The organism is Streptomyces sp. NBC_00370 (assembly GCF_036084755.1).
In the GTDB taxonomy this organism is placed as follows: domain Bacteria; phylum Actinomycetota; class Actinomycetes; order Streptomycetales; family Streptomycetaceae; genus Streptomyces.
The window spans coordinates 63,268-78,633 of the sequence record NZ_CP107968.1 but is presented as its reverse complement, the minus strand read 5'-3'; the positions used below and the strand labels follow the sequence as shown (position 1 = coordinate 78,633).

Genomic DNA, 15,366 nt, shown 5'->3' with positions numbered 1-15,366 from the left:
GTCGCCCTGAAAGACCGGCACTGCACGCGAAGGGCGTACCCGTGTCGCTCGATCTGCCAGTTGGCGAGGAGACTGTCGGGCCCGAAGAGCCAGTCGAGTTCCGGGCGGCCCGGCCCGAAGCTCTGCGTCGGCCTGTTCCCACTCGCGCTTCGAGTGCCGGGCGAGCTGGACGCGTATGAGCCCGCGTCCAGCCTTGTAGGACACGTCAACGGCGTCGCGTACCTGGTGCCCCTTGGGTCTGTAGACGGGCTGGACCGCCCGCTGGCCCCTGCTCCGTCAGCCAGTCGGCCACGGCTCGCCCCATGTAGAGGTGATCGGCGCTGTCCTCGCCGATCTCCGTGCGGCGGCAGGGCACGGGCGGCCGGTGCGCGAAGTGGCACTTCTTGTCCGTGTACCGCCTCGGGGTCAGCTTCTTGCCGCACCCGCCGAGCAGGATTCCGCAGTAGACGTCGTCGCGTGACCGACCCCGCATGAACTGGTCGAAGTCGTCACGGTCGTACGGCAGGAACGCCGGCCAGTCCGACTCGGCGCGGCCGATGACGGCGGTCTGGACATTGCGGGTGTCCTCGTCCTCTGCGTACGGCACTGGGGCTCCTGGTAGCGGGGACTTCTGAGCGGTTGATCAGGCACTATGCCAGCGGTTGCGGCCGTCGGACCCGGGACCGCAGACCATGGGGGTCCCTGCCCGGCTGACGCCGGTCGCTCCGGGTGGGGAGCAGAACGAGCCGGGGTGGACCGTGCCCACGCTCGTGCCGCCGCCGGTCGAGCTGCCGGAGGATGAGGAGTCGCTGTGCGGGGCAGTGCTGTCGCGGTCCGTGCTGCTGTCGCTGTCGCTGTCGTCGTCGTAGTCGGGGTCGTTGGCCGGGATCTTGTAGGTCGTGTCCTTCTCCGACGGGCAATGCCGCACGAGGTCGGCGTCGGTCCACTGGCCCAGATCGAGGCGGACCGTGGTGGCGGAGTCGGCCATGGTTCCCTTGTCCGGGGACTGGAAACACACCCGCCAGTCGTCGCCGTCCTCCGCGGCTTCTTCGGCGGTCGGAGTGTCGATGTCGAGGTAGACGTCGTCGAGCGTGACGCGGTCGAGGTCGACACCGGCTTGCTTCAGATCCTCGACGGCCTTGTTGTAGGTGGCGCCGACGACATTCGGCATCTTCGGCCAGGGGAGCGGGCCGCCGTCCCTCTCGGGGCACGGCTCCGAGCTCCTGACGGCCGCGAAGTCGATGGTCTTCGCGGCAGCGTCGGAACTCTGGAAGCACACGGTCCATCCTGACCGCAGGATGATCACGCGATCCTCGTCAGCCGCATCATGGTTGATGGCCGCGTAACCGGCGGAGCGCGCTTCCTTCTCCGCCTCGTTCAGCGGCCGACCGGTGTAGTCAGCGGCCTTGGCGGGCCTGGACGCGCTCGGTGACACGGAGACGGCTTTGCCGCTCGCGCGGACCTCGTCGCCCGTCTTGGCATCGGCCTTGCCTGTCCCGCTGTCGTCGAGCTGTCCACCCAGGCCGGCGCCGACCGTCAGGAGCAGTAGGGCACCGAACGTCGCGCAGATCCGCGCGAACCAGCGCCACGGTGACAGCACCCACACGGCCACCACGGCGGCGATCATCACCAGGAAACCCAGGGCGAGACTGAACGCACTGAGCAGGGCGACCAGCGCGAGCAGGCCGAGCAAGGCTGGTGTCGTCTTCCACCAGGGGTGGGACGGGGCGGGGACTGGGGTTGGAGAGTTGTACGGGTTCATGTGACGCCTAACTCCTGAAGTGCGGGCCCAGGCACGGTGCTGGGCCCGCTGATCCCTCGCAGGGGCCAGGTTCTGACTGTCAGGCGCTGTGCCTGGGGCCGTGGCCAGGAGGCGGGGTGAGGGTGGAGCGGTAGCTATCGGGTTCGCCCTCGGTCAGCGGCACGTCCAGAGCCACGCCGACGGCGGCCATGCGGTCGTATTCGGCGAGAATCAGATTCATCGACCGGTCTGGCCTGTTCTGGATTCGCACCGCCGACGACCTGCTGTCGTTCCTGCCGCAGGAGCAGGAGCAGGAGCAGGAGCAGGAGCAGGAGCGCGGATCAGGCCTTGGCTACGGCAGGGGCGGCCCGACCGGAAACTCGCCCGTACGTCACCCAGCCCATTGCCCCGGACGGGGAGGACACCTCGGCCGGGACGCGGACGGATGTCAGGCCCGACCGGCACATTTAGGCGTGGCCGTCGAAGGGGACCGCGCGCGCTGAAGAATGGTCGCTGGCGAGCCTGAAACCACTCCAGCACGACTGACCGACACGGCAGGTGACGCCGCACCGGTGAGCCGGCGCGACACGTGCTCGTGGCGAGGGTTTGATGTCGGATGTGCGGCCAAGCGGGGGCGTTCGCTACGGCGGCCCGTTGGCGAGGTAGGGCGACGCTCGGTGGGTCAGGTGACCGATCCGTCAAGGGACGGTGGGTTCCTGGAAACCGTTCGTGGTGATGTGGGCGACGGCTGACGGGTGGCTGGTCAGCCACTGGCCGCACACCCGCCAGCGGGGTGTGGTGCCGTCGCTGAAATCGGGGCGCACCTCCGCGACGAGCCTGTGATCGCAGTCGCCGCGCGAGGCCATGGAACAGATCACATCGCCCTGTTGCTCAACGGCCGGTATGTACGGGTGGATGGACAGGATCGGAGAGCGCATCTTGCGTGCTGCTTCATGAGGCATGGCGCGGAGAGTAGCAACACCGGTTCGTCTGCCTCTCACGCGTCGTGAAATAATTGATCCGGGGCCATGATTCGCCCTCGTCTCCCAGTTCGTTGACGAGCGGTACGAGGAGCGGGTGGACGGAGAAGCCGGACGAGGGGTCGAGGCTCGCGTCGTATTGAGCCTTCAGGACCTGGACAGCCGACTTCGCGAGCTTCGGTGCGTGTTGGAGCGAATCCGAGGAGAGCCATGAGCGCGACGGCACGACGCCTTTCTGCGGCTCCTGTGGAATGGCCAGCAATTCCACTGCCTCTCCATCATGAGCCCGAAGACCTTTTATCTAGTGCTGTGACCGGGTTGGTTCGCCGGGTTGGTGGTCGTGGCGGTTGGATGTTGGGGTGACGTCCGATCCGACCGCTGGAGGTGCGGTGGCCGAGCCTGTCCGTGTGCGCAGACTGACCGACCAGGAGGGGCAGAAGCTGCAGCAGATCGTGCGCCGGGGCAGCACCAGCACGGTGCGTTACCGGCGGGCGATGATGCTGCTGGCCTCGGCCGGCGGGAACCGCGTGCCGGTGATCGCCCAGCTGGTGCAGGCCGACGAGGACAGCGTCCGGGACGTGATCCACCGGTTCAACGAGATCGGCCTGGCCTGCCTGGACCCTCAGTGGGCGGGAGGCCGTCCCCGCCAACTCAGTCCTGACGACGAGGATTTCGTCATCGCGACGGCCACCACCCGCCCGGTCAAGCTGGGCCGGCCCTTCACCCGCTGGTCGCTGCGGAAGCTGGTCGCCTACCTGCGCAAAGTGCACGGCCGGGTGATCCGTATCGGACGCGAGGCGTTACGGTGCCTGCTCGCGCGCCGCGGCATCACCTTCCAGTGCACCAAGACGTGGAAGGAGTCCCCGGACCCCGAGCGTGACACCAAGCTCGACCGCATCGAGGAGGTTCTGGACCGCTTCCCGGACCGGGTGTTCGCCTTCGACGAGTTCGGGCCGCTCGGGATCCGGCCCACGGCGGGCTCGGGCTGGGCCGAGCAAGGACATCCCGACCGGCTGCCGGCCACTTACCACCGCACCCATGGAGTCCGGTATTTCCACGGCTGCTACTCGGTCGGTGACGACAGCTTGTGGGGCGTGAACCGCGGCAGGCAAGGCGCCGGGAACCACTGGCCGCGCTGAAGTCGATCCGCGCCGCCCGCCCGGACGGTGCCCCGATCTACGTGATCATGGACAATCTCTCGGCCCACAAGGGCGCCGACATCCGCCGCTGGGCGCGGAAGAACAAGGTCGAGCTGTGTTTCACGCCGACCTACGCCTCGTGGGCGAACCCGATCGAGGCGCACTTGGGGCCGCTGCGGCAGTTCACCATCGCCAACTCGAACTACCCCAATCACACGGTGCAGACCCGGGCCCTGCACTCCTACCTGCGCTGGCGCAACGCCAACGCCCGCCACCGCGACGACTTGGCCGCCGAACGCAAGGAACGCGCCCGCATCCGAAGCGAGAAAGGCATCCGCTGGGGCGGACGCCCCCTCACCACCGCGGCCTGACCAACCCGGCGAACCAACCCGGTCACAGCACTAGATCTCAACCGCCCCTCGCGATGGAACCTTTGGGGGCAAAGCGCATCCGGAAGCAGGTGAACCATTCGTGAAGTTTCGTGGAGGAAGTTTGACTATTTTGCTGAATCTCAACCGGTGCCTGACGTTTTCATGGTGAGCGGTTGACCCGTTTATCGGTCTGGGCCTGCCAAGATCGCAGCTTGATAGCTGCAGGGCCCACGTAACGGGCTCAAGGGGTGGGGAACGGCGCTTGCGCTGTTCAAGCAGTGGGGTGGGGCTCGGTGTTGACGTCCAGATCGTCCAAGGAGTGCGGCAGACGCATGTCTGCGCGCTGTGTCTGGTTGGTGTCCGCGGCGTTGGTCGCGCAGGTTTTCGGGGGGTTCGGTCCACAGTCGGCGCATGCGGCTCAGAGTGGGAGCTCGTCCGGTTCCTCCGTGGGCGCGGGGGCGGCCGGGTTGTCGGCCCAGGCTGCCGCATCGGCGCGCGCTGCTGCGTCCGGGCAGCCGGTTGACGTGGCGTCGGAGACAACTCCGACGCAGTTGGTCACGGCGCAGCCTGACGGTACGTTCACTATGCAGGTCAGTGCGGAGCCCGTCCGGGTGAAGCAGGGGTCGGCGTGGGTGGATGTGGACACCGACCTGAAGACGGACCCGTCGGGCATGGTCGTGCCGGCCGCCGCGGCCGCCGGCCTCGCGTTCTCGGGCGGAGGTTCCGGCGCCCTTGCCAGCATTGAGGACGGTTCCAGACGCTACACGGTGCAGTCCCCTTGGCCGCTGCCCCGCCCCACACTCGTCGGCCCCACGGCCACGTACGCCGAGGTGATGCCGGGTGTCGACTTGGTGGTGCGAGCTACCGCCGACGGGTTCAGTGAGAACTTGGTCGTCAAGACGCGGGAAGCGGCCGAAAATCCCGAGTTGTCCACCGTCCGCTTCCCCGTCACGCTCGCCGGGGTGTCGGTCCACGACTCCGGGACGGGCGGCGCGGCTCTGGTCGATGACCAGGGGCGCCCGGTGTTCACGACCGGCACGGCCGTCATGTACGACTCGTCGTCCGCCGGTGTGGCGGGTGCCGCCGCGGCGTCGAGAAGGAAGGCTGCCTCTGCCACGTCTCAGACAGGTTCGGGCGGTGTGGTCGACGGGCCGGAGCCGGGGGCGAGGACGTCGGTGATGGATGTCGATGTCACTGCGGACTCATTGACCGTCACGCCTGACCAAAGCTTCCTCGACGACCCGGACACCACCTTCCCGGTGGTGCTGGATCCGCAGACAACGAGCTCCTCGCTCTCCGGCTGGACAGCGGTGTGGTCGAACTCGACGTCCACGTCGTTCTGGAAGACGTCGCACTCACTCGGTGTGGGCTACGACGCGTTCGTCGACAACAAGAAGTCCCGCTCGCTCTACCAGTTCGACACGCACTCGCTGGGCGGCAAGAAGATTCTCTCGGCGACCTTCACGGCGCTCGAGGAGTGGTCGGCGAACTGCTCCAAGAAGGACGTCGAGTTGTGGCGGACCGGGAGCATCTCGTCGTCGACGACCTGGGCGCACCAGCCTGCTTGGTCCGCCCAGGTCGACACGGTGTCTGCGGCTAAGGGCTATTCCTCCGACTGCCCCGGTGGGAATGTTTCCTTCAACGCCACCTCGGCCGTGAGTTACACGGCGGGCAAGTCCGCGTCGACTACGACGCTCGGGCTCAGGGCTGATGAGTCCGATGAGATCGCGTGGAAGCAGTTCTCGTCCCCCAGCGATCACAAGCCCACCCTGTCGGTGTCGTTCGTGTCCAAGCCGAGCATGCCTACCGGGCTGAAGCTTGCGGATCCGTTGCTGGCTTGCGGTGCGAGCTCAAGCGTGGCGGTGAACATCCGGACGCTGACACCGACTCTGTCGGCAATCGTGCAGTCGGGTGATGGTTCGCAGTCCACCCTGCGGCCCAACTTCGAGCTCTATCAGTACGATCCGGATATCCCGGATCCGAAGGTTGCTTCCGGAAGCCCGTCGACCTACACGACGGACGGCAAGAGCGGCACCTGGAAGACCCCGGCGCTGAAGAACGGGCAGACGTATTGGTTCAAGGCGCGTACGGAGTACCACTACTCGTTCAACGGAACGTCCGCGTCGCTGTATTCGGGTTGGACGACCATCGGTAAGTGCGCCTTTCACATCGACACCAGTAAACCGGTCGCGCCGACGGTGTCCTCCACGGACTATCCCTCGTGTGCGGCTCCGGATGATCCGGACTCGTGTGCCGACCACGGCGGTGTCGGTGCGCCCGGTTCGTTCACGATCAAGACGACCAGCACGGACGTCACCAAGTACACCTACGTCCTCAACGACGACAAGCAGATGACAAAGACTGTCACGGCTGGATCCACCAGCACGGCGCTGGCGCTGGCTCCCGACGAACGCGGTCTCAACCAGCTCACCGTCACCGCTTGGGACACGGCGGGGAACTCGTCGGGCAGCGTCACGTTCTACTTCAAGGTCGCCGCAGGCACGCCCCCGACGGGAGAGTGGTCCTTCGACGAGGGCAGCGGCGCCACAGCTGCCGACAGCGCTGGCGCGCACACGGCCACGCTCAGCGGCGGTGCTGGCTGGTCGAACCAGGCGCGGGTCGGGTCGGCTCTCACGGCCAACGGCACCACGAGCTACGCGGCTGCGACAGGCACCGGGCTCGACACCACCAAGTCGTTCACCGTGTCCGGCTGGGTGCGTCTGACCGACAACTCGCACAACTCGGTCGCCGCCGCGCAGGCCGGTACCAAGGGGTCGTCGTTCGCGCTGTACTACTCCACTTCCTACAAGGCGTGGATTTTCAACAGGTACACGACTGATTCCGCGACACCCACCATCGTGCGGTCCATTTCGACGGCGAGCCCGCTGTTGAATGTATGGACCCATCTGACAGGCGTCTATGACGCCCAGGCACAGACCATCCAGTTGTACGTCAACGGTGTCGCCCAGGGCGAACCAGTGCCGTTCACCACCCCGTGGAAGGCGACCGGGGCATTGCAGTTCGCCCGCGGTCAGTACGGGGCGGCGTACTCGGACTACTTCACCGGCCAGGTCGACGAGATCCAGATGTGGAACCGTGTCCTGTCCCCGCAGGAGACAGCCGACCTCGAAGCGGAAACGGATCCCGTCACCGGTTCGGCGCGCCCCGCACTGGCAGCCGAGTGGTCGCTGAACGAGACCAGCGGCCTCAGCGCGGCCGACTCGTCCGGGTACGGGCACCCCCTCACCTTGGGATCCGGATCGACGTTCGTCACCGACGACGCGGGCGAGGGAACGGTCCTGTCGGCAGACGGAACCGCGAACGGTTACGCATCCTCGCCGGGGCCGATCGTCGACTCGCAGGGCGACTTCACACTCTCCGCATGGGCAAGGCTGGACGCGACGTCTTTGGCCGACACGACGGTGGCGCACACCGTGGCAGTCGCCGGCCAGTCCGGCACGAAACGTGATTCGTGGGGCCTGTGGTACAGCCAGCCCGCGGGGTCCACTCAGGGATGGTGGGTCTTCGGCCGCAGCACGGCGGACACCACCGCCGCGACAGTGGTGACCGTACCGGCCGACATCACCGCGGCGCAGCTCGTCGACCCGGGCGACTGGTCCATGCTGACCGGGGTCTACGACGGAGCGCACCAGCAGTTGCTCCTGTACGTCAACGGGGTACGCCAGGGGTCGATCGGCGATTCCGAAAGCGATGAGGGCACCGGTGACGGGGTCGCGTTCGACCAGCCGTGGCAGCCGTCGGGAGCATTCTCCATGGGGCGGGGGCGCCTGGCGAGCGGCGCCTACGGGAACGCCGGGAAGGTCCTCATCGACAACGTGCGGGTGTGGACCGGCGTGATGTCGGACGCGGACATCGAGCAGCTCTACGGCGCCGAAGTGCCCATTCCGCTGTAGCGGCGGGTCCTTTCAGCCCAGCAGTGACACCCCGCGCGGCGCAGCGCGGTCCTTGAATCGGCGCGATACGACAGATGCGGAGTGCAGTCATGGGCGGCATGGTGACGGGCCCGGCCGGAAGACCGGGTGGCCGGCGAGGTCTGCTGTGGGTCATTGCTCTGGTCTCCTGCGCACTGATCGCGACGGGGTTGAGTATCGCGCCGTCCTTCTGGGAGACGGTGTCGGGCGGTCATCACACCGTCAGCCTTCCCCAGGCCAAGAACGGGACTGCCGTGGCCTTCAAGGCCGCGTCCCAGCATCGAAAGGACCCGACCACCGGGGCGGCGAAGAAGACCGCTGCCACCCTGGCCCGACATGTCAGTTGGCCGACGGCCGCATCGGCGACGCTGACGGTGGCCTCACGAGACGCGGCAGTCCACCGCACGAGCGTTGGCCATCTTCCCGTGGCCGTGCGCGCGGCCAAACCTGCCGAGAAAGCCAACACGGCCCAAGGCGGCACGGGTTCCGCACCAACCAGGATCAGCGTCCGCACGGCAACACAGAAACAGACCAGCGCGGCCGGTGTCCACGGCGCTCTGCTCTCCGTGGCTCGCGCGGACGGCAGCCACGACTCGGGGCGTGCTGAACTCAGCATCGACTACTCGAACTTCGCCCAGGCCTACGGAGGCGACTACGCCTCGCGGATGACATTGGTCGAAATGCCCGCGTGTGCCCTGAGCACACCGGAGCTGGCCCGGTGTCAGGAAAAGACGCCACTGGCAGCGGACAACAACATCAAGGCGCACACCCTCTCGGCGACGGTGCCGCTGAGCTCCACATCCGCCGCCGGCACGTCCGGTACGGCGGGAACTTCCGCCGGCCGCTTCACGGTCCTGGCCGCGACAACCGATGCCAAGTCGGGGGCCGGCTCGTACGGTGCGTCCCCGCTCAGCCCCTCGGCTTCCTGGACCGCAGGCGGCTCCAGCGGCGACTTCAGCTGGTCCTACCCGCTCACCACGCCTCCGGCAAGCGGTGGTCCCCAGCCGGACCTCGCCATCAGCTACGACGCCCAGGCCGTCGACGGACGCCTGCCCTCGACCAACAACCAGCCCTCCTGGGTCGGTGAAGGATTCGACCTCACCTCCTCCTACATCGAACGCTCCTACGGCTCGTGCGACGACGACGGGCAGGATGGCAAGAACGACGAGTGCTGGGCGGGCGACAACGCCACCTTGAACCTCGCCGGGAAAGCCACCCCGCTCATCAAAGACAAGACGACAGGCGCCTGGCACCCGAAGGACGACGACGGTGAGCGGGTCGTCCACTCGACCGGCGCGAGCAACGGCGACAACGACGGTGAGTACTGGACCGTCACCACCACCGACGGCACCCAGTACATCTTCGGCAAGAACCGGCTCCCCGGATGGACTTCGGGAGCCGCCGAGACCAACTCCACCTGGACCGTTCCCGTCTTCGGCGACGACACCGGCGAAGAGTGCCACGGCTCCACCTTCGCCACGAGCTCCTGCGTCCAGGCATGGCGCTGGAATCTCGACTACGTCGTCGACGTCCACGGCAATGCCATGTCGTACTGGTACGACAAGGAAACCAACTACTACGCCAAGAACGGCGTCGTCTCGCCAGGCACGGTCTACGACCGCGGCGGCAACCTCAAGCGCATCGACTACGGCATCACCGATACCAGCGTCTTCGGCAAGGCACCCGCACAGGTCTCGTTCACCACCGCCGAGAGGTGCCTGACCAACAGCACGGAAGACTGCTCCTCGCTGACGTCGGCCAAGGCGAAAGACTGGCCGGACGTGCCGTTCGACCAGATCTGCGCCTCCGCAGCGACCTGCACGGGCGACACCTCACCCACCTTCTTCTCCCGCAAGCGCCTGACCGGCGTCTCCACCCAGATCTGGGACACCACACTGTCCACCCCCGCCTACCGGCCGGTGGACTCCTGGACACTCGACCAGTCCTTCCCCGACCCAGGAGACGGCACCTCGCCCGGTCTGTGGCTGAAGTCGATCACCCGCACCGGCAAGGACGGCGGCAGCCTCGCCATGCCACCGGTCACCTTCCAGGGCATTCAGCTGTTCAACCGCGTCGACTCCACCCACGACGACGTCGCCGCACTGGTGAAGTGGCGCGTACGCACCATCACGTCCGAGACCGGGTCGGTCCTGACAGTCAACTACTCCGACAACGAGTGCGTCGCCGGCAGCAAGATGCCCAGCTCACCCGACGCGGACACACTTGCCTGCTTCCCCACGTACTGGCAGCCACCCTTCACGCCTGAACCGAAACTGGACTGGTTCCACAAGTACGTCGTCACCCAGGTCAGCCAGTCGGACCCGACCGGCGGCGCCACGACGATGGAAACGGACTACACCTACAGCGGCAAGCCGGCCTGGCACTACGACAGCGACAACGTCACCAGCCCCGCGAAACGCAAGACCTGGTCGATCTGGCGCGGATACCCGACGGTGACCACCACCACAGGCAACGACCAGAGCACGCGCACCAAGCAGGTCGACACCTACTTCCAGGGCATGGACGGTGACAAGCAGAGCGACGGCACGCCCCGCAGCCACAAGGTCACCGACTCCACGGGCACCACTGTCACCGATGCCGATCCGCTCGCCGGCACAGTGCGCGAATCGATCACCTATAACGGCAGCACCGAGGTCGGCGGAGTCATCACCGACCAGTGGATCCACACGACCGCCGACGACGGTTCCCGCCATGCTGCGTTCACCCGCCCCGAGGCCGTGCACAACCGCACCGACCTGGTTCCCAGTGGCGTTCGCACGACCACCTCCAGGACCACCTACGACCCGGACACCGGCGAGGCCACCCAGGTCGACGACGCCGGCGACGACCACGTCACCGGCGACGAACAGTGCACCCGCACCACTCTCGTCAACAACTCCAGCGCGTGGCTGATGGGTGTGGCAACACGCGTGGAAACCGTCGACGTGGCCTGCTCCGCCGCCCCCGACCGGCCCGACGACGTGGTCTCCGACGTACGGACCCTCTACGACGGCAAAGCCTTCGGCGTTGCCCCCACCACGCAGGAAACCGTCACCAGCGAGCGGCTGTCCGGGTACAGCGGCACCACCCCGGCCTATCAGACGGTGTCCACGTCCAAGTACGACACGCAGGGACGTATCACCTCGGTCACCGACGCAGCCGGCAACGTCACCAGCACCGCCTACGTGCCCCCCACCGGCGGCCCGCTCACCGGCACCGTCACCACCGACGCGAAGCAGTTCAAGACCACCACCACGTTCGATCCCGCACGCGGCCAGGCCACGACCGTCGTCGACCCGAACACCAAGCGGACCGACTACACCTACGACGCCCTCGGCCGGGTCACCGCCCTCTGGCTGCCCAACCGCAGTAAGACCGTGAACCAGACCGCGAGTCTGATCTACACCTACAACATCTCGGCCACAGTGGCATCTTCCGTCACCACCGGGAAGCTCAACAGCGACGGCAAGACGTACAACAGCACCTACGCCCTCTACGACGCGCTGCTGCGCTCCCGCCAGTCACAGCTTGCGGCGCCCGGCGGCGGCCGCATCATTTCCGAGACGAAGTACGACAGCCGCGGCCTGGCCACCGTGACCAACGAGGGATATACCGACGCCACCGCCCCCTCGGGAACGCTGGCGAACATCACCTCGGAAGTACCTTCGCAGACCCTCACCACCTACGACGGCGTCGGGCGGGCGACAGCGTCCGACTTCTACGCCGCCGGGGTGAAGAAGTGGACCACCACCACCGCGTACGGCGGTGACCGCACCACGGTCACCCCGCCGGACGGCGGCACCGCCACCACCACACTCACCGACACCCTCGGACGCACCACCGAAACCTGGCAGTACGACTCCGCCAACCAACCCGCAGGGCCGCACTCCACGATCAAGTACGGCTACGACGCCAAGAGCCGCCTGCAGAAAGTCACCGACGACGCCGGCGACACCTGGACCTACGGCTACGACTTGATGGGGCGTCAGACCACCCAGACCGACCCCGACGCGGGCATGTCGACGACCACGTACAACGACCTCGACCAGCCGGTCTCCGTCAAGGACGCCCGCGGCAAGGCCATCAGCACCACCTACGACGTGCTCGGCCGCAAAATCGGCGAGTACGACGGCACCACGCAGGACCAGGACCACCAACTGGCTGCGTGGACCTACGACTCGATCGCCAAGGGCAAGCCGACGTCCTCGATCCGCTACGTCGGCGGCTCCGGCACGACGGGCAAGGCGTACATCAGCCAGGTCGGCACCTACGACAGCCTCTACCGCCCGACCCTGACCCGCGTCACCATCCCCTCGATTCCTGGGGAAGAAGCACTCGCCGGGTCCTACACCGCCCGCACCGGCTACAACCTCGACGGAACCGTCCAGTTCACCGCCGTCCCCGCCGCAGGCGGACTGCCGTCCGAAACCCTGGAAAACGGCTACAACAACCTCGGCATGCCCACCACGCTCACGGGCGCCACCGGTTACGTACAGAACACCGACTACACCAAACAGGGCGACCTCCAGCAGGTCACCCTCGGCACCTCCAGCTCCGCCAAGTGGCTGCAGATCAACAACAGCTACGAAGACGGAACCCGCCGCCTCAGCCGCCAACTCCTCACCGACGACACCCAGTCCGGGCCGGTCCAGGACACGCACTACAACTACGACGCCTCTGGCAATCCGACCGAGGTCGCCACCCACACCACCGATGTCGGCGCCGCCACCGGAACCGACGACGTCCAGTGCTACCGCTACGACGGCCACGACCGCCTCACCCAGGCCTGGACACCGACCAACGGCTGCGCGGCCGACGCCTCCAGCGCGGTCCTGGGCGGCCCCGCCCCGTACTGGCAGACCTACACCTACGACGCCATCGGCAACCGGACGGGACTCACCGACCACGGCACCACCAGCGGCGCGGGCGACACCACCACCGCGTACACCTACCCCGGTGCCGACGGACACCAGCCACACGCGCTCGCAGCCACCACGAAGACGGCTCCCGACGGCACCGCCACCGACTCCTCGTACATCTACGACGCCAACGGGAACACCACCACCCGCACCCTGGGCGGCAAGACGCAGACACTTGACTGGGACGACGAGAACCATCTCAGCAAGGTCACCAACGCGGACGGCACCTCGGCGTCGTACCTGTACGACGCCGACGGCAACCGCCTGCTGAACCGCGACGACAGCGGTACCACGCTCTATCTCGGCAGCGACGAGATCCGCCTCGCCAAGGGCACCGGCACCACCACCGGGACCCGTTACTACAGCTACGGCGGACAGACTGTCGCGGTCCGCACCAGCGGTGCGAGCGGGAAACTCACCTGGCAACTCTCCGACGGCCACGACACCGCCATGAGTGAGGTCGACGCCACCACCCAGGCCGTCACCCGCCGCTACCTCGACCCCTTCGGTAACGCCCGCGGACCCGACGCCGCATCAGATAACCCGGACTGGGTCGGGGACACCGGGTTCGTCGGAGGCACCCAGGATCCGGTCTCGGGCCTCACCCATCTCGGCGCGCGCGAATACGACCCGACCACGGGCCGGTTCATCTCTCTCGACCCCGTCCTCGAACTCACCGACCCTCAGCAGATCAACGGCTACACCTACGCAGCCGACAACCCCATCACCGAAAGTGACCCCACCGGCCTGTGCCCCGCAGACCTCTGCGGCAACGGCTACCCCATCGGCGGCACGGGCCAGGTCAAGGGCGACCCCACCCGCTTCGTCAGCGGCGCTTCAACCGGCAACCGCTACGACGTCGCGCCCCGCGTCGTTACCCACACCACCACACACCACAGCTGCGGCTGGTCCTGCCACTTCTCCAGCTTCACGCACAAGACGTACCACGTCATCAAGCAACACCCCATAATCGCAGCCGTTGTTGCCACCACCGTCGTCGTCGCCGTAGTCGTAGGTACCGGCGGAGCGGGTGCCGTCGGAATCGCCGCCATGGGCTCCGCGTTCGCAACGGGATTCACTGAAGCCGCCGGAGTGTCGGGCCTGGGAATGGCGCTAGCCAGTGGCGGAGTAGCCGCCCTGACTGAAGCAGGAGCCTCCGCAGCTATTGCCGCAACCGGCGCTGCCACCATCGCGGAAGGCGCCATAACAGTCGAGAAAGCCGAGGTCGCGGCATCGGCAAGCGCACCCGCAGCGCAAAGCGCCGCCGCAGAAGAAGCAGCTGCGGGCTCGGCAACGGCAGCCACCCGAGCAGCCAAATCAGCACCCAAGAGCGGCGCGTCCCCCTGCCACAGCTTCCTGCCCTCCACCAAGGTCCTCATGGCGGACGGCGACACCAAAGCAATCAAAAACGTCAAGGCAGGCGACAAGGTCAAGGCAACCGATCCGCAGACCGGCAAAAGCCAGACCCGCACCGTCGAAAAGCTGATCACGACCAGGGACGACGAAGACTTCGCCACCGTCACGATTCGCGACGGCAAGAAGACCGAGAAAATCACAGCAACGGTCACCCACCCCTTCTGGGTGACCACCACCCACACCTGGACAGACGCAGGCAACCTCAAGCCCCATACAAGCCTGCGCACAGCAGCCGGCACCACCGTCACCATCCAGGCCGTCAGTATCTGGCATCACCACCACCTCACCCACGACCTCACCGTCAGCACCACCCACACGTACTATGTGCTGGCGGGCGAGACGCCAGTCCTCGTTCATAACTGCAACGGTGCTCGATTTGAGGTTAATTCCAATGGCGTGGCAACTGATCTCGAAGCCGACATGTCACGCGCTGGCAAGCCGTTCACTCCCAAGGGTAAGAGGGAGGTGATTGCGCAAAATAGGGACGTCAATGGTGGGAGGACGCTCTGTGATGACTGTCAGGCAGAGACTGTTCCGGCGACTCAATCACGTAGTGGTGTTCCTGTGAATCGCCAGGAAACTCGGGTTGACCATATCTGGCCGCAGAGTTTGGGTGGCCCGGGAGCTCCGTGGAATGGCCGCGTTACATGTTACTCATGTAACGAATTTTGGCTCGACACACCAAAGGGCCCACTAGGTTGACTGGGGAAGAATGATTAATCGGTAGTGTCCCTGGTTCTCGTTCTGTATAGGCTAGATCCTTTTAGGGGATCAAGTCATGGCGCGTCCGTCTTCCTGTCCCGTTGAGCTTCGTGAGCTGCGTGAGCTGGTGGCTGATGCTGACTGTGGGGGTTGGAGTGTGGGTGGCGGTTGCTTGACCCGCCGTCAC

Annotated in this window: 6 protein-coding genes and 1 pseudogene; 3 read left to right on the top strand and 4 right to left on the bottom strand. The window is 66.6% G+C overall.

Translation table 11 applies throughout. The features are described from left to right. Positions 1-205: 205 nt before the first annotated feature. The 4 genes from OHS57_RS00270 to OHS57_RS00255 form a co-directional block, all read right to left on the bottom strand. Positions 206-586 (bottom strand): hypothetical protein, encoded by a 381-nt coding sequence (locus tag OHS57_RS00270; RefSeq protein WP_328580471.1) that lies wholly within the window; start codon positions 584-586, stop codon positions 206-208. A 36-nt stretch (positions 587-622) separates the two neighbouring features. Continuing rightward, positions 623-1,741 carry a PASTA domain-containing protein gene (locus OHS57_RS00265; protein ID WP_328580470.1) on the bottom strand — a complete coding sequence of 373 codons (1,119 nt, stop codon included), beginning with the start codon at positions 1,739-1,741 and terminating at the stop codon, positions 623-625. 79 nt (positions 1,742-1,820) lie between these two features. Next, positions 1,821-1,961, bottom strand: coding sequence for a hypothetical protein (locus OHS57_RS00260; RefSeq protein ID WP_328580469.1), 141 nt, complete (start codon positions 1,959-1,961; stop codon positions 1,821-1,823). A 457-nt stretch (positions 1,962-2,418) separates the two neighbouring features. Next, positions 2,419-2,682 (bottom strand): hypothetical protein, encoded by a 264-nt coding sequence (locus OHS57_RS00255; RefSeq protein ID WP_328580468.1) that lies wholly within the window; start codon positions 2,680-2,682, stop codon positions 2,419-2,421. Positions 2,683-3,089: 407 nt separating this feature from the next. Between OHS57_RS00255 and OHS57_RS00250 the strand changes: the two are divergent. The 3 genes and pseudogenes from OHS57_RS00250 to OHS57_RS00240 all read left to right on the top strand — a co-directional run bounded on the left by OHS57_RS00250 (position 3,090) and on the right by OHS57_RS00240 (position 15,179). Beyond that, positions 3,090-4,210 (top strand): annotated as a pseudogene (locus OHS57_RS00250) (IS630 family transposase). Positions 4,211-4,794: 584 nt separating this feature from the next. Next, a complete protein-coding gene (locus OHS57_RS00245; protein WP_328580467.1) occupies positions 4,795-8,124 on the top strand; it encodes a LamG-like jellyroll fold domain-containing protein in 3,330 nt (1,109 codons plus the stop codon). Between the two features lie 74 nt (positions 8,125-8,198). Next, positions 8,199-15,179, top strand: coding sequence for an RHS repeat-associated core domain-containing protein (locus OHS57_RS00240; RefSeq protein WP_328580466.1), 6,981 nt, complete (start codon positions 8,199-8,201; stop codon positions 15,177-15,179). Positions 15,180-15,366: the final 187 nt, after the last annotated feature.

Bases quoted from the DNA above. Each gene is read 5' to 3' on its own strand.
- OHS57_RS00260 (WP_328580469.1), bottom strand. From the start codon at position 1,961: ATGAATCTGATTCTCGCCGAATACGACCGCATGGCCGCCGTCGGCGTG.
- OHS57_RS00245 (WP_328580467.1), top strand. From the start codon at position 4,795: ATGCAGGTCAGTGCGGAGCCCGTCCGGGTGAAGCAGGGGTCGGCGTGG.
- OHS57_RS00265 (WP_328580470.1), bottom strand. From the start codon at position 1,741: ATGAACCCGTACAACTCTCCAACCCCAGTCCCCGCCCCGTCCCACCCC.
- OHS57_RS00255 (WP_328580468.1), bottom strand. From the start codon at position 2,682: ATGCCTCATGAAGCAGCACGCAAGATGCGCTCTCCGATCCTGTCCATC.
- OHS57_RS00240 (WP_328580466.1), top strand. From the start codon at position 8,199: ATGCGGAGTGCAGTCATGGGCGGCATGGTGACGGGCCCGGCCGGAAGA.